The organism is Aeromonas sp. sif0611 (assembly GCF_019218845.1).
Taxonomy (GTDB): Bacteria; Pseudomonadota; Gammaproteobacteria; order Enterobacterales; family Aeromonadaceae; genus Aeromonas; species Aeromonas media.
In genome coordinates, this window is record NZ_JAHUWU010000007.1 from 122,195 (window position 1) to 148,255 (window position 26,061).

General features: G+C 61.4%; 20 protein-coding genes, 1 tRNA gene and 1 pseudogene. 11 read left to right on the forward strand and 11 right to left on the reverse strand.

Going from position 1 to position 26,061, the window contains the following annotated elements:
* Nucleotides 1–5: 5 nt before the first annotated feature.
* Complete coding sequence (recQ, locus tag KW824_RS16440; protein WP_218410340.1) at nucleotides 6–1,829, reverse strand: ATP-dependent DNA helicase RecQ; 1,824 nt, start codon at nucleotides 1,827–1,829, stop codon at nucleotides 6–8.
* A 133-nt stretch (nucleotides 1,830–1,962) separates the two neighbouring features.
* Between recQ and KW824_RS16445 the strand changes: the two genes are divergently transcribed.
* Entirely contained in the window at nucleotides 1,963–2,427 is a 465-nt protein-coding gene (locus KW824_RS16445; protein WP_182787219.1) for a thioesterase family protein, read from the forward strand.
* Between the two features lie 124 nt (nucleotides 2,428–2,551).
* Nucleotides 2,552–3,079, forward strand: coding sequence for a hypothetical protein (locus tag KW824_RS16450; RefSeq protein ID WP_043128692.1), 528 nt, complete (start codon nucleotides 2,552–2,554; stop codon nucleotides 3,077–3,079).
* Between the two features lie 744 nt (nucleotides 3,080–3,823).
* Here KW824_RS16450 and KW824_RS16455 read toward each other — a convergent pair.
* From KW824_RS16455 to KW824_RS16500, 10 genes are all read right to left on the reverse strand, one after another.
* A complete protein-coding gene (locus tag KW824_RS16455) occupies nucleotides 3,824–6,802 on the reverse strand; it encodes a hypothetical protein (protein ID WP_218410341.1) in 2,979 nt (992 codons plus the stop codon).
* A 669-nt stretch (nucleotides 6,803–7,471) separates the two neighbouring features.
* Nucleotides 7,472–7,548 (reverse strand) — tRNA-Pro (locus KW824_RS16460).
* A gap of 140 nt (nucleotides 7,549–7,688) precedes the next feature.
* The gene (locus KW824_RS16465) at nucleotides 7,689–8,414 is read right to left on the reverse strand and encodes an MOSC domain-containing protein (RefSeq protein ID WP_218410342.1); all 726 of its coding nucleotides are present in this window, start codon (nucleotides 8,412–8,414) and stop codon (nucleotides 7,689–7,691) included.
* Nucleotides 8,415–8,503: 89 nt separating this feature from the next.
* Entirely contained in the window at nucleotides 8,504–9,346 is an 843-nt protein-coding gene (locus KW824_RS16470; protein ID WP_025328719.1) for an ABC transporter permease subunit, read from the reverse strand.
* Complete coding sequence (locus KW824_RS16475; RefSeq protein ID WP_025328720.1) at nucleotides 9,343–10,248, reverse strand: ABC transporter permease subunit; 906 nt, start codon at nucleotides 10,246–10,248, stop codon at nucleotides 9,343–9,345. The genes KW824_RS16470 and KW824_RS16475 overlap by 4 nt, the downstream gene beginning before the upstream one ends.
* Nucleotides 10,245–11,399 carry a polyamine ABC transporter ATP-binding protein gene (gene potA, locus KW824_RS16480; protein ID WP_005328474.1) on the reverse strand — a complete coding sequence of 385 codons (1,155 nt, stop codon included), beginning with the start codon at nucleotides 11,397–11,399 and terminating at the stop codon, nucleotides 10,245–10,247. The genes KW824_RS16475 and potA overlap by 4 nt, the downstream gene beginning before the upstream one ends.
* A gap of 76 nt (nucleotides 11,400–11,475) precedes the next feature.
* Nucleotides 11,476–12,555, reverse strand: coding sequence for a polyamine ABC transporter substrate-binding protein (locus KW824_RS16485; RefSeq protein WP_282101263.1), 1,080 nt, complete (start codon nucleotides 12,553–12,555; stop codon nucleotides 11,476–11,478).
* A 121-nt stretch (nucleotides 12,556–12,676) separates the two neighbouring features.
* Nucleotides 12,677–13,774, reverse strand: a complete 1,098-nt coding sequence (locus tag KW824_RS16490) for an extracellular solute-binding protein (RefSeq protein ID WP_139438034.1) — start codon at nucleotides 13,772–13,774, stop codon at nucleotides 12,677–12,679.
* Between the two features lie 54 nt (nucleotides 13,775–13,828).
* A complete protein-coding gene (locus tag KW824_RS16495) occupies nucleotides 13,829–15,190 on the reverse strand; it encodes an aspartate aminotransferase family protein (protein WP_218410343.1) in 1,362 nt (453 codons plus the stop codon).
* A 270-nt stretch (nucleotides 15,191–15,460) separates the two neighbouring features.
* Nucleotides 15,461–16,792 (reverse strand): glutamine synthetase family protein, encoded by a 1,332-nt coding sequence (locus KW824_RS16500; RefSeq protein ID WP_005328484.1) that lies wholly within the window; start codon nucleotides 16,790–16,792, stop codon nucleotides 15,461–15,463.
* A gap of 462 nt (nucleotides 16,793–17,254) precedes the next feature.
* Here KW824_RS16500 and KW824_RS16505 point away from each other — a divergent pair, with 462 nt between their 5' ends.
* From KW824_RS16505 to malZ, 9 genes and pseudogenes are all read left to right on the forward strand, one after another.
* On the forward strand, nucleotides 17,255–17,641 hold the full coding sequence (locus KW824_RS16505) for a TraR/DksA C4-type zinc finger protein (RefSeq protein ID WP_005328486.1): 387 nt from the start codon (nucleotides 17,255–17,257) through the stop codon (nucleotides 17,639–17,641).
* 187 nt (nucleotides 17,642–17,828) lie between these two features.
* Entirely contained in the window at nucleotides 17,829–18,692 is an 864-nt protein-coding gene (locus KW824_RS16510) for a hypothetical protein (protein ID WP_218410344.1), read from the forward strand.
* Nucleotides 18,693–18,979: 287 nt separating this feature from the next.
* Nucleotides 18,980–19,426 (forward strand): annotated as a pseudogene (locus KW824_RS16515) (DUF962 domain-containing protein).
* A 20-nt stretch (nucleotides 19,427–19,446) separates the two neighbouring features.
* Nucleotides 19,447–19,926 carry a CreA family protein gene (locus tag KW824_RS16520; protein WP_218410345.1) on the forward strand — a complete coding sequence of 160 codons (480 nt, stop codon included), beginning with the start codon at nucleotides 19,447–19,449 and terminating at the stop codon, nucleotides 19,924–19,926.
* A 77-nt stretch (nucleotides 19,927–20,003) separates the two neighbouring features.
* Entirely contained in the window at nucleotides 20,004–20,993 is a 990-nt protein-coding gene (locus KW824_RS16525; protein ID WP_042649200.1) for a 2-hydroxyacid dehydrogenase, read from the forward strand.
* 281 nt (nucleotides 20,994–21,274) lie between these two features.
* Nucleotides 21,275–22,636 carry a molecular chaperone gene (yegD, locus tag KW824_RS16530; RefSeq protein ID WP_218410346.1) on the forward strand — a complete coding sequence of 454 codons (1,362 nt, stop codon included), beginning with the start codon at nucleotides 21,275–21,277 and terminating at the stop codon, nucleotides 22,634–22,636.
* 171 nt (nucleotides 22,637–22,807) lie between these two features.
* The gene (locus KW824_RS16535) at nucleotides 22,808–23,227 is read left to right on the forward strand and encodes an META domain-containing protein (RefSeq protein WP_218410347.1); all 420 of its coding nucleotides are present in this window, start codon (nucleotides 22,808–22,810) and stop codon (nucleotides 23,225–23,227) included.
* 69 nt (nucleotides 23,228–23,296) lie between these two features.
* Entirely contained in the window at nucleotides 23,297–24,145 is an 849-nt protein-coding gene (locus KW824_RS16540; protein WP_005325471.1) for an HDOD domain-containing protein, read from the forward strand.
* Nucleotides 24,146–24,176: 31 nt separating this feature from the next.
* Nucleotides 24,177–26,006, forward strand: a complete 1,830-nt coding sequence (gene malZ / locus KW824_RS16545) for a maltodextrin glucosidase (RefSeq protein WP_171269375.1) — start codon at nucleotides 24,177–24,179, stop codon at nucleotides 26,004–26,006.
* Nucleotides 26,007–26,061 lie beyond the last annotated feature (55 nt).

Genomic DNA, 26,061 nt, shown 5'->3' on the forward strand with positions numbered 1-26,061 from the left:
CGACCCTACCGGCGGCAGTAGTCGATGATAAGATCCATAAAGGCCTCTCCGAAGCGCTCCAGCTTGCGGTGACCGACACCGTTGATGGCCAGCATCTCGTCCTCGGTCATCGGCATCAGCTGGGCCATCTCCACCAGGGTAGCGTCGTTGAACACCACGTAGGGCGGCACCTCTTCATCCTCGGCGATCTGCTTGCGCAGACCGCGCAGCTCCTTGAACAGCCGCTTGTCATAGTTGGCGTTGTCGAGCAGGCCGCTGCGCTTCTCCTTGCGGCTGGAGATGGGCTGCAAGCGTGGCACCGCCAGGGCCAGCGTCGTCTCACCGCGCAGCACGGGGCGGGCCGCCTCGGTCAGCTGCAGCACCAGGTTGCGGGTGATGTTCTGGGTCAGCAGCCCCTTGTGGATCAGCTGGCGGATCACGCTCATCCAGTATTCGTGGCTCTGATCCTTGCCGATGCCGTAGGTCGACAGCTTGTCGTGACCGTGATCCTTGATGCGTTGGTTGAGCGAGCCCCTGAGCACCTCCACCACATAACCTACCCCGAAGGCCTGACCCACCCGCCAGACGCAGGAGAGCGCCTTCTGGGCATCCTCGGTGCCGTCATAACTTTTGGGGGGATCCAGGCAGATGTCGCAGTTGCCACACGGCTTGTCGTTGTACTCGCCGAAGTAGTTGAGCAACACCTGACGGCGGCAGGTCTGCGCCTCGGCGAAGGCCGCCATCACGTTGAGCTTGTATTGCTCCACCTGCAACTGCTGGGGATTTTCGATGTTGTCGAGCAGGCGTCGCACCCGGCCAATGTCGGCGGGATCATATAGCAGCAGCGCCTCGGCGGGGGTCCCATCGCGGCCGGCCCGGCCGGTCTCCTGATAGTAGGATTCGATATTCTTGGGGATGTCGTAGTGCACCACGAAGCGCACGTTGGGCTTGTCGATCCCCATGCCAAACGCCACCGTCGCCACCACTATCTCGACATCGTCCTTGAGGAAGGCATCCTGGGTGCGCAGCCGCTGATCCAGCGGCAGGCCCGCATGATAGGGCGATGCCTTGCAGCCATGGCGGGAGAGCCTCTCTGCCACTTCCTCCACCCGGTTGCGGCTGGAGCAATAGACGATGCCGCAGTTGCCCTTCTGGCTCTGCACGTAGCGCAGCAACTGCTCCGCCCCCTTGAACTTCTCCACCAGGCTGTAACGGATGTTGGGCCTGTCGAAGCTGGCGGTGTGGATGAAGGGATCGTGCAATTCGAGGCGATGCAGCATGTCGCTGCGGGTCGCCTCGTCGGCAGTGGCGGTGAGCGCCACCACAGGCACCTGGGGGAACCACTGCTTGAGCCGTCCCAGCGCCGCGTATTCGGGCCGAAAATCGTGGCCCCACTGAGAGACGCAGTGGGCCTCGTCGATGGCGAACAGCCCGAGGGGCAACTCTGCCAGCCGATCCAGAAACTCGTGCTGCAGCAGCCGTTCGGGGGAGACATAGACCAGCTTGATCTCGCCACGGCGCATGGCGGCAAAGTTCTGGACCATCTCCTCCCGGCTCAGGGCGGAGTTGATATAGACCGCCGCCACGCCGTTGGCCCGCAGGCTGTCCACCTGATCCTTCATCAGCGAAATGAGGGGCGAGACCACCACTCCGAGCCCGGGGCGCAGTAGCGCCGGGATCTGGTAACAGAGGGACTTGCCGCCACCGGTGGGCTTGAGCACCAGGGCATCACGCCCCGCCACTATCTGCTCGATGATCTCGAGCTGGCCCGGCCGAAATTGCTGGTAGCCGAAGACCGCCTGCAGCAGGGCAAGGGGGGTATCGGGCAAGGTGTCGGCAATGGCGGTCATGGGCTCTCCTTTGGGGTCGCCATTCTAAAGCAGCCGCCGCCCACAATAAACCTGCCATTGCGACTGTTAAGGAAGTGTTGCAGACTGGCTGGAGTTTTTACTCGGCTTTGATGACAGGGATCGGTATCAGAGAATGAAACAGATGTTGAAGAAGATGGCGCTCAGTGGCATTGCCAATCTGTTCGCCGAGAAGATGCCGTTCAACAAGCTCATCGGCATGCAGGTGACCCACTATGACTTCGAGAAAGTGGAGCTGCGCATCAAGATGAATGACAAGCTGATCGGCAACCCCTTTCACAACATACTGCACGGCGGCGTGACCGCCAGCCTGCTGGACGTGGCGGGCGGCATGATAGTCGCCGCTTCCTGCATCGACGAGCTGGAGGATTTCTCCCCCAGCTACCTCAAGGAGCGCTTCTCCCGCCTCGGCACCATAGACCTGCGAATCGACTATCTGCGACCCGGCCGCGGCAACGAGTTCATCGCCACCGCCCACATCATCCGCGCCGGTAGCAAGGTCGCCGTCGCCCGTATGGAACTGCACAACGAAGAAGGGACCCACATCGCCTTTGGCACCGGCACCTACCTGGTCGGCTAATGGCCTTTATTGCATAAAAAGTGCGCATCTAAGCTGATTTTAATCATTAGAATTGTTACCCCCCTCCACCGGCCAGGGTCCATACTGAAAGTCGGGATTGTGTGCAGAGGGAGGATTGCAGACGATGAGCGCGATGCTGGCTACCAAACCATCCAGAGCCTTGTTGACACAGCTCGAGTCTATGCGCGAAGAAGTGCAGACACCCGAGTGCCATCACTGGTTGGAACAGGAGCTGGAGGGGTATTCTCTCTGTTCACCCCTGCCTTGGTATCGCATCATTGCCTGTCGGCAACGCGGTCACTTCCTGAATCTGAAGACGGGGAAATATCTGACTTGCCACATCGGCAGCCAAACGCTAAGCCAACGCGACCTGGCCCAAGTTCAGTTCATCTATGCCCGTGAACCCGCCGCCCACTATCTACTGCGTCATGATCCCGGTATCGAACCCTGGCCAGAGCAACTGCTGGAAGCGTATCGAGAGCAGTTGATCCCCGGCCATCTCTGCCTGCAGGCCTGGCATGAGCCCGTGTCTTCGCTGCGTTCACAACTGATGGAGGGAATAGCACATTTCATTAGTGAGTACCCCAAGCATGCGGCTCTGCAAACTCAGCACGGCTTCAAGGCATTGCGGCATCAACACTGGCATATCTGATCATGCGCCCCGGGCGCAAGGAGGGCACCATCGACAAGACCCACAACGAGATTGCCACAATCTAGAGTGCCGGAGTCAGGATCAGACTCCACCTGTAGGGCCACCGAGCGGTGGCCCTTTTAATGGGCGGCATTCCGCACCGGGCAACCTCCTCTGCATACCACCATCCGTCTGCCTATCACGGCCAAGACAAATAGCCCAATGCGAAAGACAGCCCATTGAACCCCATGCAACTCACCAGCACAGAGCTGCATGGTGAGCTACGGCAAGGCGGATCTTTGAGGTCTTGGCCGCGCAGGGCCTCGATGATCTGAGGGCTGATGAGCTGGCGATCGGGAGATAATCTGGGCGCAAGGCACATCGCACCATAGGTGCACCCCGATGAGGTGAACATTGGATTTGCCTGCCAGCTCAGGCCAGGCCAGGCAGCCGATTGCAATGGCTGGCGCCTTGGTGCCATGCCGTATGTCGCGACGGCAGAGGAAGCAGTGGGAAGCACAGGTAGTCAGCCCCGCAACGTTTGACATGCCAACACCATGTTCCTGCTTCACTATGTCATCACTATGTCATCACTATGTCATCGCGTCGTACTGCATCGTGCTTTGCACCGCCTCTGGCGCGAGCAGTACGGTCACCACCTGTCGTGCTGCCAGCCGCAAGTCACCTTCACCGAGGATCGCAGACACAAAGAAGAGGGGCCCGCTTGTGTCGGGCCCCTCGGTTGAACGCAACGATGCTACACCGTTACGGTCCAGTGCACAGATAGTTGTTGTTGTACTGGTCCAGTGTCGTGGCGAGGTTGTTTGCCTCGGCCGCGAATTGGCCCTTCTTCGGATAATCCCCCATCCCGGTGAAGTTCACCGCGTAGCTGGGCGGCGGTCCATCAAGAATGGCTTGGCCTGCAACCATCGCTGTGACGGCATTAGGACACTGACCCGCCCCGGCTTGCACGTTCAGCTTCGCAGCCAGCAGTTGCGCTGCCATGTTGAACGCCGGATCACTCGACTTCTGCTTGCCGCTCCCGACATCCTGCTTGCTCAGGATACGCACGGCCTCCTGGCAGGTATCCACGAACAGGTTGCCGATATAGACCCCGCCACCGGCAAAGGAGGCCAGCGTCTGATCAAGCACGGGTTCCTGTTTGCCATTGGATTTGGCGCAGGACGCCCAGTTCCGCCAGAAACCGATGGTCAACGCGCGACCACCTGGTGGCTGGGTGTTGTCGATATTGAACACCTTCGTTTCGCCCGGGCCGACCGAGAAATTGCCACAGAGAATACTGTTGTCGACATTCGGGTTGATGACTACGCCATCCGGTGGCATGAACGCATTCGGAACAAAGGTTCCGAAGCTGCTGAGCCACCCCGGCAGCACGATCTCGCAGATCTGATAGGTCTGACCTGGGATGAGCTCCTGCGTAAACACCAGGGTGCCGCCGTTCCCGGCATTGGCCGACATCGACTCCAAGGTCTCGCCGACGGAGAAGGTGGTAGCCCCTTGCCGTAGCACGAAGGTAAACGAGTAGCTGCCCAAGTCGGGGAGGCCATTCATGGTCTTGAGGACTTGTGCCCTGCCGCGTTCACGGTTCAGGAACGAACAGGAGAAGACCTTGCCTGCATCCTCCGGGTAGTCGACCACGAAGTCGCAGACCTTGTCCTGAATCGGCGAATCCGGGTTGGCCGAAACCAGATCCCAACCCGCCTTGGCCGTCTCGACCACGGTATAGGTACCCTCGCTAGTGAGGAGCAGATCGAGGCCAGCGGTCTGGAACATCGAAGGGCCTGCACCCGCACCGACATCTTGCATACTCAACAGCCCGCCATCCGGACCATACAACTTGAAGGTCCAGTAGTAGTCGTCATCCGAGTTTTCGAGTACCGGCTCAGTGGTCTTCTGCACCTGCGCCTTGGCCGGTTCGGTTGTTGGCACATTCTGGAAGTCGACAGTTGCCGAACAATGGGTCGCGATGCCGTCTTCGAGCTGGAGATCCACCGTCCTGGGGTTCGGATACTCGGCTGGGTCGCGCGGGTCAGCCAGACCGACAGGGACGCCAGTGTCACTGCCTGCGGCGAAGAACACGCTGCTCACCTCTTCGACATAATAGGTGTCGGGAACCAGGCCCCACGCCGTGACGGATTGCGTCGTCGCACCTCCCCCCGTGAAGGTGATGACCTTGGTCTTGCTGAACGATCCATCATTGGCTCGGGTAATGTGGAATGTCACCTCGAGTTTTTCACCCGCATCCAGGAAGTTGGGGATGCTCTTCTCAATCATGAGCTTGGCCATGACCGATGAGGCGATCGGGATCTGCAGTTCGTTGGTGCTGGCAGCAAATCCGTCCGAGGCGGTCAGGTAGGCGGTGTCTCTCAACATGCCCGTCGTGACGCGCTTGGGATCGTCGAGATAAACCATCTTGTCAAAGGTGATGGAACCACTGTCTGTCTGACCAGTCGTCTGCCACCCTACCTCGCCGTCCGTCTGCGTGTCCGCAATGTAGCCATCCGGGAAGTCGCCGAATGACGGGACCCCGACCGCATACATCAGACCCATGCCGTCGATCTCCTCCACGTCCTTGATGGTCGTCGAAGCATTGGTGACCTCACCCTGCTGGATCTGAGCGTCCGCGACCGCCGTCGTGGTGCCCGGGACCGGGATGCCAGTTGCCTTGTCCGTATAGGTCCCTGATACCTCGTTGTGCAGCCAGTCGCCAACCTTGCCCGCCGTTGCTGCGTCGAATTCGACCGTGAATTCGGCGACCATGCCATTGAAACCGGCAGCGAGGTCGAATGGACCCTCGTTATAGGTATCGAGCAGGGTACCGGTGTTGTCCGACCCCTTGTACAGCTTGTCGGTCAACTCGACGGTGATCGTACGCGCGGCTGGATTCTTCGCATTCAACACTATGTTGACCGCAACCTTGCCACCGATGACTTCCGCCTTGGTCCAGGTGACCGTGATCTGGACGGGAAGGGACGTCGGCGCATCACTGCGGCAGACGTTGCCAAAGTCCAGCGAGTCTTCGGTCCCCTTGGAGATATTCCAGGTCTGCTCCGCGCCCTGGTGGGCCGTCATCGTCTTGGAAATCACCTGCGGCTCGATCTCCTTCACCGGGATGGAGACGTCGCGTGCACCAGCCCCTCCGGTGCCGAGATCTTCGGCCAGGAGATTGGCGTGCAGCGATGAACCCGGGAACAGGTGCGATCCCAGGGCCAACCGGCCGTAATAGTCATAGACACAGGTGGTATTTTTCGCCTGTGTGACCGTGATCAGCCGGTAAATGGAAATGTCTGTGCCGCCGATGCCGGGGTTCTTGGGGGTTTGCGGCGTCGACTGTGCTGCCGCACAGGACGCACTCGATTTGCCCACATTCAGTACCGGGGCCGAAATAATGTCATATCCGGGTTTGCCTGCATCCTCGTTGTCCAGTACCACACCAAGGGTGTACATCTGGCTGGCAGGGGCGGAATTACCGGCCTGCAGCGTGATGCGATAAGGAACGAGGTCGAGTTCGTTCCACGTCTTTCCCAGGTTGCCAGTGGTGTAGTCCGCGTCGGGGCAGATAAAGGGGCCGCCATCGGGGAAGGTGAAATTCGCATCTTTGCGACATCCCTCCAAGGTAGTCTGCACCCCAACGGGGTCGGCGGCCTGCGCCGGCGCCGTGCCGAGCAGCACGAACGCGAGCACGGCCCCCAGCGTCGTCTTCCATCGTTTGCTGACGAACATGTCGATGTCTCCTTGACGTTGTCCTTGTGTGGCCGGGAAGTGTCGTTCGACACGAGCACCTACGACCGCCGGTCGTCATGACGAGAGCGATAGAGCAAGTCGTATGCCAGTAGACATGGTGTTTAAAAACAAGGAGTTACGAATTCTTGCCATCAGGCATGTCACAGCAGTGAAACACACGGTACCGCGCTACCCGTCGAGATTGACCACAAGTCTTTGATAATTGAACCAAACGAGCATGGGAGATGCTGTATCGCGATTGATACTCGTGGTGGCGATGTCTGAAGTGCCATCACCCTGCTGCGATGCCTGCCTCCAAGCCAATCTGTGTCGTCGCGACGGTGTGAAGGCTCGACATCGTGTCCAGCAGACTGTCAGTGCGACGCGCCATGTGCACGTCGAGTCGAGGAGCCACCACAGGGGGATTGCCGTTTGAAGGGGATCCGTCGATGAACGTCTGGTGCTGGCAAAGGCGGTGGAGGAGCAGGGTGCCCGGCTCAAGGGGGGGTGAACCGGATGCGCGTGACCGTCCCGGGAAGCATGCCTTTGCATGAGGGATGATGGATCAGACAAGGAAGGACAATGACGAGGAGATGCAGGGGAGATGCCTCATGGCACCTGGGCATTCCAAAAGCGAAAAGGCCGCTAGATGAGCGGCCTTTTCCAATGTGGTCGGTGTGAGAGGATTCGAACCTCCGACCCCTTCGTCCCGAACGAAGTGCGCTACCAAGCTGCGCTACACACCGATGTCTGCGGGGCGAGAATTTACCGAAAGCCCCGACATGACACAAGCCTTTTTTTACATCTGCCGTAAAAAAAGGGCTTTACGCTCAATAATCCAGCGTTTCATGGCGATCAGGGGCACCGGGCTCATCCCAGTACTCGGTTACGCCTTTGGCGGCAGCTGAAACTCGGCTGGTCCCAGCAGACGCCGACTCCAATCGGCAACGACCCCGTGCTCCAGCCAGTGGGCCGCATGCTGCCGCCAATTGGGAGAGAGCGCCGGGTTCTCCAGCAGCAGTCGCAGGTCTCCTTCGTGGCGGGCCTGATTGAACAGGATGTCGGCGGTGCGCTTCACCGTCAGCTCTGGATAGGGCCTGTCCATCAGCAGCAGCTCATCCACCGGATCCACTCGCCCCTCCTCCAGCACTCGCAGCAACCAGCCGCAGCGACCGGTGAGTTGCATCACCTGAGAGAGGTGCGAGTAGCCAAAACGTTGATTGAGCTTGAAGCAGGGGGATCTCGGCTGGCTGATCTGGACCAGGGCGGCGCCGAGGCGATAGACATCGCCGATACAGGCCTGCGCCTCGGTCAATCCGAGGCCGGAGAGATTTTCGCCAAAGGCCGCCGGCTGCCAGGAGGCTCGGGGGGTAGGCAGGCCCAGCGCGGTTTGCCAAGTCTTCCACCAGGGGTAGTGATCCGCGGGATAATAGTGCAGGGCGCGGTCCGGGCCGCCGTGATGGCGTTTGTCGCTCTGCTCATCGCCTTCCAGGCCCGAGAAGCTGCACCACAGGGGATGGCCTGCCTCATGCTTGTCGATGGCACTGACGAGTCCGGGGGCGAGTTCGGCATTCATCTCGGCGCTCTGGCCGATAAAGAGGGAGATCCGCATTCCATGCTCCTGACGGATGAGAGAATGCGGATCTTAGGGGCTGTTGAGCCGTCAGCGCAAGCCGCGTGACCGCCTCAACAGCCCCGGGGTCAGGCGACGGCCTGCATCTGGGTGGTCATGGCAATCTCGGCGCGGCGGCGTTTCTCCGCCCTCGCCATCAGGTACCAACTGCCGAAGGTGAACAGCGACACCGACAGCAGGATCAGGCTCGCCACCGCGTTGATCTCGGGTTTCACCCCGAGCCGCACCGCCGAGAAGACCTCCATCGGCAGGGTAGTGGAACCTGGGCCGGAGACGAAGCTCGCCAGCACCAGATCATCCAGCGACAGGGCGAACGACATCATGCCCCCCGCCGCCAGTGACGGGGCTATCATCGGGATGGTGATGAGGAAGAACACCTTCCACGGCTTGGCGCCAAGATCCATGGCCGCCTCCTCGATGGAGAGATCCAGTTCCCGCAGCCTGGCCGACACCACGATCGCCACATAGGCGGTACAGAAGGTGGTGTGGGCAATCCAGATGGTCAGCATGCCCCGCTCGGCGGGCCAGCCCACCAGCTGGGCCATGGCCACGAACAGCAGCAGCAGCGACAGACCCGTGATCACCTCTGGCATCACCAGGGGTGCCGTCACCATGCCGCCAAACAGGGTACGGCCACGGAAGTGCGGGATCCGGGTCAGCACAAAGGCCGCCACTGTCCCCAGCGCCACCGCGGCGATGGCGGTGTAGAAGGCGATCTCCAGGGAGCGGAACACGGAGCCGATCAACTGTTTGTTGTCGAGCAGACCGAAGTACCACTTGAGCGACCAGCCCCCCCACACAGTCACCAGCTTGGAGGCGTTGAAGGAGTAGATGACCATGATGATCATGGGCAGGTAGATGAACAGCAGCCCCAGCCAGAGCATCAGCTTGGCAAAACCAAAGCGCCTCATACTTTCCCCTCCAGCTCTTTGGCCTGGTTGCGGTTGAACAGGATGATCGGAATGATCAGCACCGCCAGCATCACCACTGCCAGGGCGGACGCCACCGGCCAGTCGCGGTTGTTGAAGAACTCTTGCCACAGTACCTTGCCTATCATCAGGGTCTCCGGGCCGCCCAGCATCTCGGGGATGACGAACTCGCCCACCACGGGGATGAAGACCAGCATGCAACCGGCGATGATACCGTTCTTGGAGAGCGGCACCGTGATCTGCCAGAACCGGGTCAGGTTGCGGGCGCCGAGATCGGAGGCCGCCTCCAGCAGGCTCTGGTCATGTTTGACCAGGTTGGCATAGAGCGGCAGCACCATGAACGGCAGGTAGGAGTAAACGATGCCGATGTAGACCGCCAGGTTGGTGTTGAGGATCTGCAAGGGCTCGTCTATCACCCCAATCCCCAGCAAGAAGCTGTTGAGCAGGCCGTTGTTGCTGAGGATCCCCATCCAGGCGTAGACCCGGATCAGGATGGCGGTCCAGGTCGGCATCATGATCAGCAGCAGCAGAACGGTCTGGGTCTCCTTGTTGGCCCGCGCGATGGAGTAGGCCATGGGATAGCCGATCAGCAGGCAGAGCAGGGTGCTGATGAAGGCCATCTTGAGGGAGCCCAGATAGGCCGCGATATAGAGCTCATCCTCCTGCAGCAGCAGGTAGTTGCCCATGTTGAGCAGTATGGTGAGCTGATTGTCGGCCCAGCTCATCACGTCGGTGTAGGGCGGGATCGCCACATCCGCTTCGGCGAAGCTGATCTTCACCACTATGACGAAGGGCAGCAGGAAGAACAGGAAGAGCCAGAAGAAGGGGATGCCGATCACCAGCTGGCGTCCCCCCATCTGCTTGAGTCGTCTCAATGCCTTCATGATTGCAGCACCACGCCGCTGTCATCTTCCCAGTAGAGGAACACCTGGTCATCCCAGGTTGGCCGCTTGCCGTGGCGTTCGGCATTGGCGATGAAAGCCTGAACGATTTTGCCCGAAGGCAGCTGGATGTGATAAACCGAGTGGCCGCCCAGATAGGCGATGTCATAGACCTCACCCTTGGTCCAGTTGAAGTCCGGATGCTCGATCTCCTCCGGCTTGTGCAGGCTCATCAGCAATTTTTCCGGCCGCAGGGCATAGGTCACCTTCTTGTTCTCGGCACGGGAGCTGATGCCATGGCCCACGTAGATGGGCTGCTCCAGATCCGCGCAGGCGATGGTGGCGTGGTCCTGCTCATCTTCCACCAGCAGGCCGTCAAACAGGTTGACGTTGCCGATGAACTCGCACACCAGCCGGCTGGCCGGGGTTTCGTAGATGTCCATCGGGCTGCCGATCTGCTCGATGCAGCCGAGGTGCATGATGGCGATCCGTTCCGCCATGGTCATGGCCTCTTCCTGATCGTGGGTCACCATGACGCAGGTTACGCCGACTCGCTCGATGATCTCCACCAGCTCCAGTTGCATCTTGGAGCGCAGCTTCTTGTCCAGCGCCCCCATGGGCTCATCCAGCAACAGCAGCTTGGGGCGCTTGGCCAGCGACCGGGCCAGGGCGACCCGCTGGCGTTGACCACCGGAGAGCTGGTGCGGTTTGCGGCGGGCATACTGGGTCATCTGCACCAGCTTGAGCATCTCCTCCACACGGGCGTCGACCTCTGCCTTGGGCAGGCCATCCTGCTTGAGGCCGAAGGCGATGTTCTGCGCCACCGTCATGTGGGGAAACAGGGCGTAGGACTGGAACATCATGTTGATGGGACGTTCATAGGGCGGCATGTCGGTAATGTCGACCCCATCCAGGAACAGCCGCCCCTCGGTGGGGCGCTCGAACCCGGCCAGCATCCGCAGCAAGGTGGACTTGCCGGAACCTGAACCACCCAGCAGGGCGAAGATCTCGCCCTTGTGGATGTTGAGAGACACGTTATCGACCGCCAGCGTTTCGTCGAACTGCTTGCTTACCCTGTCTATTTTGACCAGCACTTCTTTACGCTGCTGGCTGCCCTCGAGGGCTTTCTTGTAGGCACTGGAGGCTATCGCCATTACCAAACTCCCAAAGGTGATACCGGCCGGGGCCGATCCATCAATACAATCTGGCGCCCCGGGATGGGCGCCAAGGTTAGGTTCCGGACTTGATCTTGGTCCAACTCCGGGTGATCAGGCGCTGCACCGAGCGGGGATGTGCTTCCTGCACATACAGACGCTCCAGCACCGCCTGGGGGGGATAGACTGACTCGTCATCGCGCACGGCCTTGTCCATGAACTCTCCCGCCTTGAGGTTCGGGTTCGCGTAGCCCACGTAGTCGCTCACCTTGGCGATGACTTCAGGTTCGAGAATGTAGTTGATCAGGGCGTGAGCCTCTTTGACGTTGGTGGCATCGGAGGGGATCGCCATCATGTCGAACCACAGATTGCCCCCCTCCTTGGGGATGCTGTAGGCAATCTTGATCCCCTTGCCCGCCTCGTCGGCCCGGGCCGCCGCCTGCAGTATGTCACCGGAGAACCCCGCCGCCACACAGATGTCGCCATTGGCGAGATCCCCTATGTACTTGGAGGAGTGGAAGTAGGTCACATAGGGACGCACCTTGAGCAACTGCTCCTCGGCACGCTTGAGATCCGCAGGATCGTGGCTGTTGGGATTGAGGCCGAGGTAGTTCAGGGCAGCCGGGATCATCTCGTCCGCCGAGTCGAGGAAGGCCACCCCGCAATGGGAGAGCTTCTTCATGTTTTCCGGCTCGAAGATGGTCGCCCAGGAGTCAATCTTGTCGACCCCCAGCACGGCCTTCACCTTCTCGACGTTGTAACCGATGCCGTTGGTGCCCCACAGATAGGGCACGGCGTACTGATGGCCCGGATCCACCTTGTCGAGCTGCTTGAGCAGCAGGGGATCCAGGTTGCTCAGGTTGGGCAGCAGGGCGGGATCCAGCTTCTGGAAGGCCCCCGCCTTGATCTGCTTGGCCAGGAAATTGTTGGAAGGCACGACCAGATCGTAACCGGTGCGTCCGGTCAGCAGCTTGCCCTCCAGCGTCTCGTTGGAGTCAAACACGTCGTAGACGGTCTTGATCCCGGTCTTCTGCTGAAAGTCACTGAGGGTGGTCTCGCCGATATAATCGGACCAGTTGTAAAAATGAACCACAGGGGCTGCCTGGGTCAGATTTGCAAACCCCAGGGTCAGGGCCAGCGTTGCCATCTTGGTCATGTGCACGTATCAGTCCTCGTTTGTGTGATTTTGCCAGTCGCGCATCCATACGCGCCGTCCAACCTGTCGGGTGGTCACCACCCTCCCGGCCGAACTGCGGACCGGGAGGGGTACTCGTCACTTACTTACCTGATTTGATCTTGGTCCAGCTGCGGGTCATCAGACGCTGCACCTTGGCCGGCAGATCCGGGAAGGTGTAGATCTTCTTGAGGGTGTCCGCCGTCGGGTAGATGCCCGGATCGTTTCGGATCGCCTCGTCCACCAGCGGAGTCGCTGCCTTGTTGCCGTTCGGGAACTGCACCACGTTGGTGATGTTCGCGATCACTTCCGGCTTCATCAGGTAGTTGATGAAGGTGTGGGCTGCCTCGACGTTCTTGGCGTCCGCCGGGATGGCGATCATGTCGAAGAAGCTGCCGGCCCCCTCTTTCGGAATGGTGTAAGTCAGGCTGACACCGTTCTTGGCTTCGGCGGCACGTGCCTTGGACTGCTGCAGGTCACCTGAGTAACCCACTGCCACGCACAGGTTGCCGTTGGCCAGATCCGAAATGTACTTGGAGGAGTGGAAGTAGGCGGTATAGGGGCGGATGGAGAGGAACAGCTCCTCTGCCTTCTTCAACTCGTCCGGCTTCTGGCTATCCGGCTTGAAGCCCAGGTATTGCAGGGCGGCCGGCAGCATTTCGGTCGGTGAGTCGAGGAAGGAGACACCGCACTCCTTCAACTTGGCCATGTTCTCCGGCTTGAACACCAGATCCCAGGAGTTGACCGGCGCATCGGCACCCAGCACGGCCTTCACCTTCTCGGCGTTATAGGCGTAGCCAATGGTGCCCCACAGGTAAGGGATGGAGTACTGGTTGCCCGGATCGCTCGGTTCGAGCGCCTTGAGCAGATCGACATCCATGTTCTGCCAGTTGGAGAGTTTGGACTTGTCCAGCTTCTGGAAGACGCCTGCCTTGATCTGCTTGGCCAGGAAGGGGTTGGACGGAACGACGATGTCATAACCCGAACTGCCCGCCAGCAACTTGGCTTCCAGCACCTCGTTGCTGTCGAACACGTCGTACACCACCTTGATGCCCGTCTCCTTCTGGAAGTTTTCCAGCGTATCCGGCGCTATGTAGTCGCTCCAGTTGTAGACGTGCAGCACCTTCTCGTCGGCCATCGCCCCGGTACTCATCATGACCAGCGCCACGGAAGCAGCCATCATTCCCTTTTTAAAAGACATAGTCCTTGTCTCCTAAGCAAATTGTATGCGTAAGCCAATCTGCCCGGTTTCAGCCTATTCCTGCAGCTTTGCAGCCGTCAGATCCAGACTGAGCCTGGCCAGTTTGACCAATTCATCCACCTGTTCCTCGGTGATCACCAAGGGGGGCGATATGATCATGGTATCGCCGACAGCCCTCATCACCAAGCCATTGTTAAAACAGAACTCCCGACACGCCATCCCGGCGTGCAGTTCGGCCGGGAAACGGCGTTTCGTCTGTTTGTCCTGCACTATTTCCAACGCGGCGACCAGGCCTTTACCCCGGGTTTCTCCCACCAGCGGGTGATCAGCAAGCTCGCTCCAGCGGCGCTGCAAATAGGGGCCGATACTATCATGGACGCGCTTAACTATGCTCTCACTTTGCATAAGCTGGATATTGGCGATGGCCACGGCGCAGGCCACCGGATGACCGGAGTAGGTGAAGCCGTGGTTGAACTCGCCCCCCTCTTCCACCAGCACCCTGGCGACCCTGTCGCCCACCATCACGGCCCCCATCGGCAGGTAGCCCGAGGTGATGCCCTTGGCCAGACACATGAGGTCAGGCTTGATACCGAACCCTTCGCTGGCAAACCAGTGACCGGTGCGTCCAAAACCGCAGATCACCTCGTCGGCGATGAGCAGGATGCCGTACTGGTCACAGATGCGCTGGATCTCGGGCCAGTAGCTGTCGGGCGGAATGATGACGCCGCCAGCCCCCTGGATAGGCTCGCCGATGAAGGCAGCCACCTTGTCCACCCCCAGCTCCAGGATCTTCTCTTCCAGCTGACGGGCACGGGCCAGGCCGAACTCGTGGGCGCTCATGCCCTCCCCCTCGCCGAAGTGATAGGGCTGATCGATGTGGACTATGCCAGGAATGGGCAGGCCACCCTGGGCGTGCATGCCCTTCATGCCGCCCAGACTGGCGCCCGCCACCGTGGAGCCGTGATAGGCATTGTGGCGGCTGATGATCACCTGCTTGTCAGGCTGCCCCTTGCTGGCCCAGTAGTGGCGCACCATGCGCAGCACGGTGTCGTTGCACTCGGAGCCCGAGCCGGTGAAGAAGACATGGTTGAGATGGGGCGGCGTGATCTCGGCCAGCAGGGTCGCCAGTTCGGCGGCAGGGGGATGGCTGGTCTGGAAGAAGAGGTTGTAATAGGGCAGTTGCTGCATCTGTTTGGTGGCGGCATCCACCAGCTCCTGGCGGCCATAACCCAGGTTGACGCACCACAGGCCCGCCATCCCGTCCAGGATGCGGCGCCCGTCGGAGTCTTCCAGATAGACCCCCTCGGCCTTGGTGATGATGCGGCTGCCCTTCTTGTTCAGGGCCTGAAAGTCGGTGAAGGGATGCAGGTGGTGGCTGGCATCCAGTTGCTGCCACTCGCGGGTGGTCTGCTTCATTGCTTGCTCCTCGGTTCCTTCGATGTAAGCGATGTTTATTCGTCAATGTCGAGGGTGGCTGGCACTCTCCCGGTCACTGCTACTCACGGGCGGAATGCTGCATTGCTTGCTCCTCGGCTCCTTCGATGTAAGCGATCTTCGTGCAGGCATCCATGGGCTGGCCCACGGGCACGGTGCGGCCGCGAGCGGGCGCCATCGGCCGCCCCTTACGAGCCAGTGCCATCTTGCTTTGAGAGTGACGGGAGGGACCTCTGCCCCTCCCGAGACGGGTCAGACGTTCAGCAGCAGGAATTCCCGTTCCCAGCGGCTGATCACCCCGAAGTAGGTCTCGTACTCCTTGCGCTTGACAGCGACGAAGGCGCGGATGAAGCGCTCCCCCAGCATGTCCTTGATGGGCTCGCACTGCTCCAGATGGCTGAGCGACTCCTCCAGGGAACGGGGCAGGCTGTAGGGCAGGTCATAGGCACTCGCCTTCATCTCCTGCATGGGCTCCAGCTTCTCCAGCATGCCGAGGTAACCGCAGGCCAGAGTGGCGGCCAGCGCCAGATAGGGGTTGGCGTCGGCCCCGGCGAAGCGGTTCTCGACCCGGCGCGCGCTCGGCTCCGAGAAGGGCACCCGCAGGCCGCAGGTGCGGTTTTCCACGCCCCACTGCACGTTGCGCGGCGCGCTCTCGCCGAAGGTGAGGCGGCGGTAGGAGTTGACGTTCGGCGCCAGCAGGGCAGTCACTGCCGGAGTGTACTTCTGCAGTCCGGCGATGAAGTGCATGAACAGGGCGGAGTTGCCCCCTTCGCTGGTGCCAAACAGGTTCCGCCCCTCGGCGTCTTCCAGGCTCTGGTGGATGTGCATGGCGGAGCCAGGTTCGTCGCTCATGGGCTTGGCCATGAAGGTGGCATAGATGCCGTGACGGTGGGCCGCTTCCCGCATGGTGCGCTTGAACAGGAACACCTGATCGGCGAGATCGATGGCGTCACCGTGCAGGAAGTTGATCTCCATCTGGGCGGCACCGGACTCGTGGATCAGGGTGTCCACCTCCAGCTCCTGGGCCTCGCAGTAGTCGTACATGTCCTCGAAGATGGGATCGAATTCGTTGACAGCATCGATGCTGAACGACTGGCGAGCCGTCTCGGGGCGGCCGTTGCGGCCCACCGGCGGCACCAGCGGATAGTCGGGGTCTTCGTTGCGCTTGACCAGATAGAATTCGAGCTCGGGGGCCACTACCGGCTTCCAGCCCTGCTTCTCGTAAAATGACAAGACCCGGCGCAGCACGGAGCGCGGCGCTATGTCGATCAGCTTGCCATTGATGTCGAAACAGTCGTGGATCACCTGAGCCGTGGGCTCCAGTGCCCAGGGCACGAAACGAATGGTGTTGGGATCGGGATAGAGCTGCATGTCCCGCTCCAGCGGGTCGATCATGCTGTCATCATCCGGGTACTCGCCGGTCACCGTCTGGGTGAAGATGACCTCGGGCAGCCGCATGCCCCCTTCGCGCAGAAACTTGTTGGCTGGAATGATCTTGCCTCGGGCATTGCCGGTGAAATCCGGGAACAGGCACTCCACTTCCGTGATGCGATTGCTCTCCATCCAGCCCTTGATACTGTCCATGTTAAACCCCGACTCTACGGTTGTCATTGGCAAGGGTGTCTAATATAAGGAACACCCTTGTTAAGAAAATGTAATCGACCTCACCATAAAAGCCCGTGATAAAGGCCTTTGTCAAGCAGTGGTGTTTAAAAAACTATAAACAACGGCCGGTATAATGACCAATGCGGCACCAAATACTAAACACCCTGTGTCACGATCAGCCTACTGCAAGCCCGATGCCAAGGCTGGACAGAACCTGCTCGATACTCAGTCAGCCCCTGTCGGAGCGGGCCCATTTCTTTGCAAGGGCGCACAATCCTTATCCAATTCTCTTTGCATACCTGCATTTTTTTGGTACAAGGCCCGCCCTGATTTGCACTCTCCTGCATGGATTTGGTGCAAATCGGACTACAGGGGCTTGGTCTGCGGGCCGACAGCCCCCATAAATGGGAAAAATTGGGAAACTGACTGGTAGCAAACCCTATGTGTGATTTCATGACTGAAGACCAACTGGCCTTTTACAAGGGTCAGATCGAGCGACAAATCCTCGAGCTCGAAGAGCGTCTCAACTCCCAAGCCAGCCAGGCCATCGCCACCGATACCAACGAGATGGCCGATGAAATTGATCGTGCCAGCATCGAGGAGGCCCGCCGTCTGGAGCTGAACCGCATCGAGCACGACAAGCTGCATCTGCGCAAGCTGAAAGGGGCGTTGAAACGTATCAATGAAGGAGACTTTGGTTACTGCGAATCCTGCGGTGACGAGATCTCTCTCAAGCGGCTGCAGGCTCGTCCTGAGTCCCGCTTCTGCGTCGAGTGCCAGAGCACCAAGGAATTCAACGACACCCACGTGTTCCGCCGTGTCGCCTGATACGCCAGTGAACCGTCACCACCTTGTTGCACCGGGCTGCAGGCAAGGCCGTGCACAGGCAGCGGCGTCCGTCTAGACAGACGAGCATGCCGGGCCGCACATGAGCCTTGTTCGCGGCTTCACAGCAAGAGCGTGACAACTTCTGTTAGACTCCGGGCAAGTCCCGGACTCTACAGGAGATCAGAGCGTGAAATGGCTCATCAAGCTGTGTTTGTGCCTGCCGCTGCTGGCACAGGCGCAGACTCTCACCGTCAAGGTCCCCAGCCGACCGATCAATGACCTCGACAGCGAATACCAGCTCAAGCTGCTGGAGCTGGCACTCGACCGTGCCGGGCAGCCCTACAAGCTGGAGCGGGTCGACCTCAATCTCAATCAGTTCACCCTGCAGCAGGAGCTGCGCAAGGGCAAAACCATCAATGTGTTCTGGATGGGTACCTCCAGCGCCCTCGAATCCGCCCTGATCCCCGTCCCCATTCCGCTGTTCCGCGGCCTGGAAGGGCTGCGGCTGTCGTTCATTCACGGCGATGCCCAGGAGAAGTTCAACCAGGTCAACACCCTGGCGGATCTCAAGCAGCTGAAGGCGGCCCAGGGGGTCGGCTGGGCCGACAACAAGATCCTGGAGCAGGCGGGCATAGCGACCTATGCGGGGCGCTACAGCAACCTGTTCCGTCTCATCAACGACGGCGACAAGCTCGACTTCTTTCCCCGCGGTCTGGTGGAGATCTTCGCGGAACGCCGTGAGCTGGCGGCCCTGTACCCCAATCTCGCCATAGAGCAGCACCTGCTGATCCGCTACCCCTTCGCCGAGTTCTTCTTCGTCAGCCCAGAGTCTCCCAAGCTGGCCAAGGCGATCCAGACAGGACTGGAGCGGGCCTATGCCGACGGCAGCTTCATGAAGTTCTTCCACGAGAATCCCAGGGTGCGCGAGGCCCTGGCCAGCGCAAATCTGGAACAGCGGGTCACCATCTCCCTGCCCAACCCGGACATGACCCCCTTGCTCAGGAGCATTCCAGCCCAATATTGGGACTATCCCCCCAGACAAGGACAATAACGCCGGGATTCCAGAGCCCTATCTGTTGGGACTGTCCCCCCAGGCAAGGGCAGTAACGCCGGGACTCCGGAGCCCTATCTGTTGGGACTGTCCCCCAGGCAAGGGCAGTAACGCCAGGATTCCGGAGCCCTATTTGCTGGGACTGCCCCACCAGGCAAGGGCAGTAACACCGGGATTCCGGCGCACTGGCGCTGGGACTTTCCACCGCGACAAAGGGCGTGAGTCCCTGACCACCGGCTCGCAGGGAATAAGCGGGCCGGTTTCAACCGCAGCACCAGGGAGGTGCCATGAAACGACTCGATAACTGGTTCAGCGACTACGGCCAGAGCCACCGGCACCCGGTCAATGTGGCCATCCACAAGGTGGCGGTGCCCGGTATCTACCTCTGCACCCTGGCCCTGCTCTGGTGCCTGCCGGCAGGCCCGTTGCCGCCGTCCCTCAACTGGGCGGCGCTGGTTGCCATTCCGGTGCTGGCCTTCTACCTGCAACTGTCGTTTGCCCTGTTCGTGGGGATGGCGGCGCTGACCGTGCTGGGGCTGGCCTTCTGCCACAGCTGACAAGGACCCTTGCTGTGGCCCGCCCTGTTCGGCTTCGTGCTGCTCTGGGTAGCCCAGTTCGTCGGCCACCGGATAGAGGGGAAGCGCCCCTCCTTCCTCGCCGACCTGCAATTTCTGCTGGTAGGCCCCGCCTGGGTGCTGGCCAGCCTCTATCGTCGCTTGGGCATCCCCTACTGAGGGAGTCCAAAGGAGAAACCATGACACACTATTCCCCCCTCACCCGCGCCCTGCCTCTGCTGCTGGGCATGCTGTTTGCCGGCCCGGCGCTGGCCGACAAGGCCGATCCCGTCGGCGAGGTGAGCACCGCCTTCAAGCTGGTCGGCCCCAATCACAAGATCCTGGTGGAGGCGTTCGACGACCCCAAGATAGCCGGCGTCGCCTGCTATCTGGCCCGCCCCAAGACAGGGGGCGTCAAGGGCGGTCTCGGGCTGGCGGAAGATCCCTCCCACGCCTCACTGTCGTGCCACCAGATAGGTCCCATCACCCTGCCCGCCAAGCTCAAAGCCGGGGAAGAGGTGTTCGACGTCAGCACCTCCCTGGTGTTCAAGGAGCAGAAGGTGGTGCGTTTTTACGACGAGAAGCGCAATGCGCTGGTCTATCTGACTTACAGCACCAAGTTGGTGGATGGTTCGTACAAGAGCGCAGTGAGCGCCGTCCCCATCATGCCGTGGGGCTGAATCCCCACCATTTATCCCGTGATGACGGTCACTATTTGTTGTAATTTAACCACATCATTATCTGCGGAGAGCGCACCATGAGAGTCGCCGTTTTCAGTACCAAGAGCTACGACAAGGAACACTTCAATCAGGCCAACAGCCAGTACGGCTTCGAGCTGGAGTTCTTCGACGTGCGGCTGGAGGCCAAGACAGCCCGCCTCGCCCATCACTTCCCCGTGGTCTGCCTGTTCGTCAACGATGACGCCGACCGGGAGGTGCTGACCGAGCTGGCCGCCAACGGCACCAAGGTCATCGCCCTGCGCTGCGCCGGTTACAACAACGTGGATCTGGTGGCCGCCAAGGAGCTGGGTCTGAAAGTGGTGCGGGTACCCGCCTACTCCCCCGAGGCGGTCGCCGAGCACGCGGTGGGCCTGATGATGACCCTCAACCGCCGCATCCATAAGGCCTACCAGCGCACCCGCGACGCCAACTTCTCCCTGGAGGGGCTGGTCGGCTTCAACATGCACGGCCGCACCGCCGGCATCATAGGCACCGGCAAGATCGGCATCGCCACCCTGCGCATCCTCAAGGGCTTCGGCATGCGCCTGCTGGTGAGCGACCCCTACCCGAACCAGGCGGCCATCGATCTGGGGGCCGAGTACGTGGACATCGACACCCTGCTGCGCAAGTCCGACGTCATCAGCCTGCACTGCCCCCTGTTCAAGGAGAACTACCACCTGCTGAACAAGGAGGCCTTCGCCAAGATGAAGGACGGGGTGATGATCATCAACACCAGCCGGGGCGGCCTGCTCGACTCCAACGCCGCCATCGAGGCCCTCAAGACCTCCCGCATCGGCGCCCTGGGGCTGGACGTCTACGAGGAGGAGGAAGATCTCTTCTTCGAGGACAAGTCCAACGAGGTGATCACCGATGACGTCTTCCGCCGCCTCTCCGCCTGCCACAACGTGCTGTTCACCGGTCACCAGGCCTTCCTGACCCGGGAGGCGCTGCACGCCATCGCCGACACCACCCTCGGCAACATCCAGGCCATAGAGAGCCAGGGCCGCAGCGACAACGAGGTGGAGTAACCCCTCCCCCGCAGCGATGAAGGACAGAGGGCGCCACTCCCTCTGTCTCCTGCGCAGACAGGCACCCCGCTCGCCCTGTTGTCCCCTGCGAGCGCAATAACCATGGCGCCGGGTTGTGAGACTCGGCGCCTTCGGGTAGGCTACCAGCCCTTTTTTGTACAGGAGTCTGGCAAGCATGTTCATCGGATTTGCTCACTGTACCTCCGACTGTGCGCCGGGTTGTAAGATCCGGCACCTTCGGGTAGGCCAGTCCTCCTTTTTTACTCTGGAGTCTGGCACCCATGTTTATCGGATTTGATTACGGTACCTCCAACTGTGCCGTCGCCGTGATGGAACAGGGCAGCCCCAGGCTGCTGACCCTCTCCGGTTCCCACTACCTCCCCTCCACCCTGCACGCCCCGCACCGGGACGCCATCGCCGGCCTGCTGGCCGAACGGCTGGCAAGTACGCAGCAGGCGGAGTACCTCAAGCTGCGGGGCCCCGTGGTGACCCGGGCCCAGGCGGTGCGCCGCCAGATGCGCGAAGAGGGGCTCATCGACGAGCTCAGCTTCGGCGGGGCGGCGCTGGAGCGCTACCTGGAGGAGCCGGATGACGGTTACTACATCAAGTCGCCGAAATCCTTCCTCGGGGCCTACGGCCTCAAGGCGCCCCAGATAGCCCTGTTCGAGGACATCGTCTGCGCCATGATGCTGCACGTCCGCCACGAGGCGGAGCAGCAGACAGGTGCCCCGGTGCGCCAGGCGGTGATCGGTCGCCCGGTCAACTTCCAGGGGCTGGCCGGGGAGGAGAGCAACCGCCAGGCCATCGCCATCCTGGGTGAGGCGGCCCGACTCGCCGGCTTCGAGCGGGTGGAGTTTCTCTACGAGCCGGTGGCCGCCGGCTTCGAGTTCGAGGCGCGACTCAGCGAGGATGCCGTGGTGCTGGTGGTGGACATAGGCGGCGGTACCACGGACTGCTCCATGCTGCGCATGGGCCCCAGCCACCGCGACCGGCTGGATCGCAGCGGCGATCTGCTCGGCCACAGCGGCCAGCGCATCGGCGGCAACGACTTCGACATCCGGCTGACGGTGGAGGGCATGATGCCACTGCTCGGCATGCACGAGACCCTCAAGACCGGCAAGCCACTGCCCCACCCGCTGTTCTGGGACGCGGCCGCCATCAACGACGTCAGCGCCCAGAGCCGCTTCTACAGCCTGGATACCGTCCGCCAGCTGCAGGATCTGCAGCTCGACAGCCAGCCTGGCAGCAAGCTCTCACGGCTCGCCAGCCTGCGAGCCCACAAGCTGAGCCACCAGCTGGTGTGGCGCGCCGAGCAGGGCAAGATCGCCCTCTCCGACCACGAGCTCAATCACCAGACCCTGAACGAGCTGGAGAAGGGGTTGGAGGCAGAACTCACCCGCCCTCAGCTGGCCAGTGCCTCGGCCCCCCTGCTGGAGAAGATCGGCGAGCTGATGGACGAGGCGATCGCCGCCGCCGGCGTGGCGCCGGACCGGATCTTCGTCACCGGTGGCAGCGCCCGCTCCCCCCTCATCAAGGCCTTCATTCGCCAGAAGCTGCCCGCAGTGCCCCTGGAGGGAGGCGATGACTTCGGCTCAGTGGCCTCGGGGCTCGCCCGTTACGCCGAGCGGTTGTTCGCCGGCTGAGACGGTCAGGGGAGCCATGGATAAGCAGGCTCAGCCGGGGCAGGTGTTGCCATTTACCGACACCCCCCTCTCCCTGAGGGCGACAGAAGCGGTCGGGCCGGCCCCCCCGTGCCCTGCCTCCCGGGCCATGGCACGGGTATGCTTGTCACTCCCCCCACCGGAGCCCCTTTCATGCCCAGATTTCTGCTACTGCTGCTCGCCCTGCTCCTGCTCAGCGCCTGCAGCAGTACTCCCCGCTTCGCCTCGCAAGATCTGCAGCACCACCACTGGGTGCTCGATAAGCTGGATGGCCAGGCCATCCCCAGCAGCCGCATCAATCCCCCCGACATAGAGATAGGGGAACACCTCACCGTCAATGGCATCGCCGGCTGCAACCGCTACTTCGGCCAGGGCCACCTCGAGGATGACAGACTCTGGGTCACCAGCCTGGGCAACACCGAGATGGCCTGTCTGGCGCCGCTCGATGCCGTGGAGCAGGCGGTGCTGACCACCCTGACCGAGGGTGCCACCCTGAGCGGCACGCCACAGACCCTGATCCTGACCGGAAAACAGCACCGTTTGGAATACAAACTGCAAGACTGGGTGTACTAGGGCTCACAAAACCACTCGCCGACAGGAACAACTGACCCAGCTGTGGCACAATATGAGGCAATGTTCGCAATGGAGGCTGCCTCAGCCATGTCGATGGATCGCCTGTTTGGCAAGATCAAACAACTGCCCACAATCCCGCAGCTGCTGCACGAGCTGATGCAGAGTTTCAACGATGAGAATGCCCGCATCGACGAGATCGCGGCCAAGATCGCCATGGACCAGGTGATCAGCGTCAAGGTGCTGCGGATGGCCAACTCCGCCGCCCTGCGCCGGGGCAACGAGGTGACCTCCATCGAGCAGGCGGTGATCCGTCTCGGCTTCAACCGCTTGCGCTCCGTGGTGGTCGCCTCCGGCATCATCAGCAGCTTCAAGGCCCCCCCTGGCTTTGACAAGCACCGCTTCTGGACCCAGACCTTCCAGGTCGCCACCATAGCCCGCACCCTGGCCCAGCAGACCAAGGCGGTGGATCCGGAGAGCGCCTTCACCTGCGCCCTCATTCACAACATCGGCGAGCTACTGATCCAGAGCACCTTGCCGGAGGAGGCCGGGCTCATCAACCTGGCCATCGAGAAGGGGAGCAGCCGGGTCGAGGCCCAGCGGGAGATGCTGGGGTACGACTATGCCCAGCTCGGCGCCGAGCTGGCGAAACGCTGGAACCTGTCGGCCTCCTTCGTCGATGCCATCGCCCAGCAGCTGGATCCGCTCTCCCACGATCCCGTCAGCAAGGAGGCGGTGCTGATCCGGCTCTCCGTCTTCGTCTCCTTCGCCTGGCACGCCGGGGTACCGGCCCAGACCATCATAGCGCGCTTCCCCAAGCCGCTGGCCGACCAGCTCGGGCTGGATCCCGCCACCCTGGCGGATCAGCTGGAGCAACTTCACGAACAGGGCAATGCCCTCGCCGACCTCCTGACCCAGTAGCCTCTGGCCACCCTCTGATGCTGTAGATACCATGACCCATCCCTTCCTATTTCATCCCCAGGTGGCACCCTGGTTCAAAGAGAGTGCCGATACCCTGTTGCTCACCCTGTTCAGCGAGCTGGACGCCCCCATCCGCGAGGTGTGGCTGCGTCACGAGCCGGACAACGAGGAGTACCTGGTGGCCATGCGCCCGGTCTCGACCCGGGACAGGCTGCAGGTCTGGCAGGTCGAGCTGCCGCTGGCCAGGGGGCAGGAGATCCACCTCTACTGCTTCAAATGTCTGACCGACGAGGAGCAGTGGTGGCTGCACGGGGCGGGCGTCAGCGCCGCCATGCCGCCGCGGGAGCAGCATTTCCGCTTCAACAGCCATCACCAGCCGCCGACCTGGGTACAGGATCAGGTCTTCTACCAGATCTTCCCCGACCGCTTCTGCAACGGCGACCCCTCGCTGAGCGTCAAGCATCACGAGTACCAGTACCGCGGCAAGGCGGTCATCAGCAAGGCCTGGGGGGAACCGGTCAGCCGCCACGAGGAAGGCCACGGCGCCTGCGAGTTCTACGGCGGGGATCTGGCGGGGATAGACGCCAAGCTGCACTACCTGCAATCCCTGGGGGTGACGGCGCTCTACCTCAACCCCATCTTCGATTCGCCGAGCAACCACAAGTACGACACCCAGGACTACTACAGCGTCGACCCGCACCTCGGCACCAATGCCCAGTTTGCCGAGCTGACCCGCAACCTGCATCAGCGCGGCATGAAGATCATCCTGGACGCCGTGGTCAACCACACCTCCACCGATCACCCCTGGTTCTGCCCGCCGCTGGGGGCCCAGAGCAATCCGGACTCCCCCTGGCGCAGCTTCTACACCTTCGATCAGGAAGGGGATTATGTCAGTTGGAAGGGCATTCGCAGCCTGCCCAAGCTGGATTTCTCAAGCGAGCAGGTGCAAGACGCCGTGTATCGGGCAGACAACGCCATTCTGCGCTATTGGATGCGTGCCCCCTACCAGATCGATGGTTGGCGCTTCGACGTCATCCACATGCTGGGGGAACGGGGCTCAGCCATGGGCAACAGCGGCCATGTGCGCGCCATTCGCGGCGCAGTGAAGCAGGAGAATCCGGACGCCTACGTGCTCGGCGAACACTTCTTCGAGGCAAGCCAGTGGCTGCAGGGGGATCAGGAGGACGGCGCCATGAACTACTACGGCTTCGCCCACCCCATCCGCGCCTTCCTGGCGGGGCAGGACATCGCCTATCACCCCATCCGGATCAGCGCCGAAGAGCTGGACCGCTGGCTCAAGCTGGCCCGGGCTCATATCCCTTTCAAGAACCAGCTGGCCCAGTTCAACCTGCTGGACAGCCACGACACCGCCCGCTTCCTGCACCTGCTGGGGGAGGACAAGCAGCGGATGCGGCTCGCCGCCACCCTGCTCATCACCTATATCGGTGTGCCCTCCATCTACTACGGCGACGAGGTGGGGCTCTCCGGCGGCAACGATCCGGACTGCCGTCGCTGCTTCCCCTGGGACACCACAGACTGGGATCACGTGCTGCACGATCACTACCGCCGCCTGATCCAGATCCGCAAGCAGCGTCCGGCCCTGCGCCGGGGGGACATCCAGACCCTCTACGCCGGCCCTCACAGCTATGTGTTTGCCCGGACCCTGCAAAGCGATCAGGTGGTGGTGGCCTGCAACCGCCACCCCACGGAGCCGCGCACCATCAGCCTGCCCCTGTGGCAGACCGCCAGCCCCGCCAGCCGCTTCACCGACGCCTTCAACGGCGACAAGTTCGAGGTGGTGCAAGGGGAGGTGCAGCTCACCATACCGGCCAACTCGGCCAGGGTGCTGCTGTCGAGCTGACAACAAAAACCGGAGCCCAAGGCTCCGGTTTTTCTTCATGTTGCTTCGGCAAACC

Bases quoted from the DNA above. Each gene is read 5' to 3' on its own strand.
- potA (WP_005328474.1), bottom strand. From the start codon at position 11,399: ATGGCGATAGCCTCCAGTGCCTACAAGAAAGCCCTCGAGGGCAGCCAG.
- KW824_RS16470 (WP_025328719.1), bottom strand. From the start codon at position 9,346: ATGAGGCGCTTTGGTTTTGCCAAGCTGATGCTCTGGCTGGGGCTGCTG.
- malZ (WP_171269375.1), top strand. From the start codon at position 24,177: ATGACCCATCCCTTCCTATTTCATCCCCAGGTGGCACCCTGGTTCAAA.
- recQ (WP_218410340.1), bottom strand. From the start codon at position 1,829: ATGACCGCCATTGCCGACACCTTGCCCGATACCCCCCTTGCCCTGCTG.
- KW824_RS16505 (WP_005328486.1), top strand. From the start codon at position 17,255: ATGTGTGATTTCATGACTGAAGACCAACTGGCCTTTTACAAGGGTCAG.
- KW824_RS16495 (WP_218410343.1), bottom strand. From the start codon at position 15,190: ATGAAGCAGACCACCCGCGAGTGGCAGCAACTGGATGCCAGCCACCAC.
- KW824_RS16500 (WP_005328484.1), bottom strand. From the start codon at position 16,792: ATGGACAGTATCAAGGGCTGGATGGAGAGCAATCGCATCACGGAAGTG.
- KW824_RS16540 (WP_005325471.1), top strand. From the start codon at position 23,297: ATGGAGGCTGCCTCAGCCATGTCGATGGATCGCCTGTTTGGCAAGATC.
- KW824_RS16475 (WP_025328720.1), bottom strand. From the start codon at position 10,248: ATGAAGGCATTGAGACGACTCAAGCAGATGGGGGGACGCCAGCTGGTG.
- KW824_RS16525 (WP_042649200.1), top strand. From the start codon at position 20,004: ATGAGAGTCGCCGTTTTCAGTACCAAGAGCTACGACAAGGAACACTTC.
- yegD (WP_218410346.1), top strand. From the start codon at position 21,275: ATGTTTATCGGATTTGATTACGGTACCTCCAACTGTGCCGTCGCCGTG.
- KW824_RS16450 (WP_043128692.1), top strand. From the start codon at position 2,552: ATGAGCGCGATGCTGGCTACCAAACCATCCAGAGCCTTGTTGACACAG.
- KW824_RS16535 (WP_218410347.1), top strand. From the start codon at position 22,808: ATGCCCAGATTTCTGCTACTGCTGCTCGCCCTGCTCCTGCTCAGCGCC.
- KW824_RS16485 (WP_282101263.1), bottom strand. From the start codon at position 12,555: ATGACCAAGATGGCAACGCTGGCCCTGACCCTGGGGTTTGCAAATCTG.
- KW824_RS16445 (WP_182787219.1), top strand. From the start codon at position 1,963: ATGAAACAGATGTTGAAGAAGATGGCGCTCAGTGGCATTGCCAATCTG.
- KW824_RS16455 (WP_218410341.1), bottom strand. From the start codon at position 6,802: ATGTTCGTCAGCAAACGATGGAAGACGACGCTGGGGGCCGTGCTCGCG.
- KW824_RS16490 (WP_139438034.1), bottom strand. From the start codon at position 13,774: ATGTCTTTTAAAAAGGGAATGATGGCTGCTTCCGTGGCGCTGGTCATG.
- KW824_RS16465 (WP_218410342.1), bottom strand. From the start codon at position 8,414: ATGCGGATCTCCCTCTTTATCGGCCAGAGCGCCGAGATGAATGCCGAA.
- KW824_RS16520 (WP_218410345.1), top strand. From the start codon at position 19,447: ATGACACACTATTCCCCCCTCACCCGCGCCCTGCCTCTGCTGCTGGGC.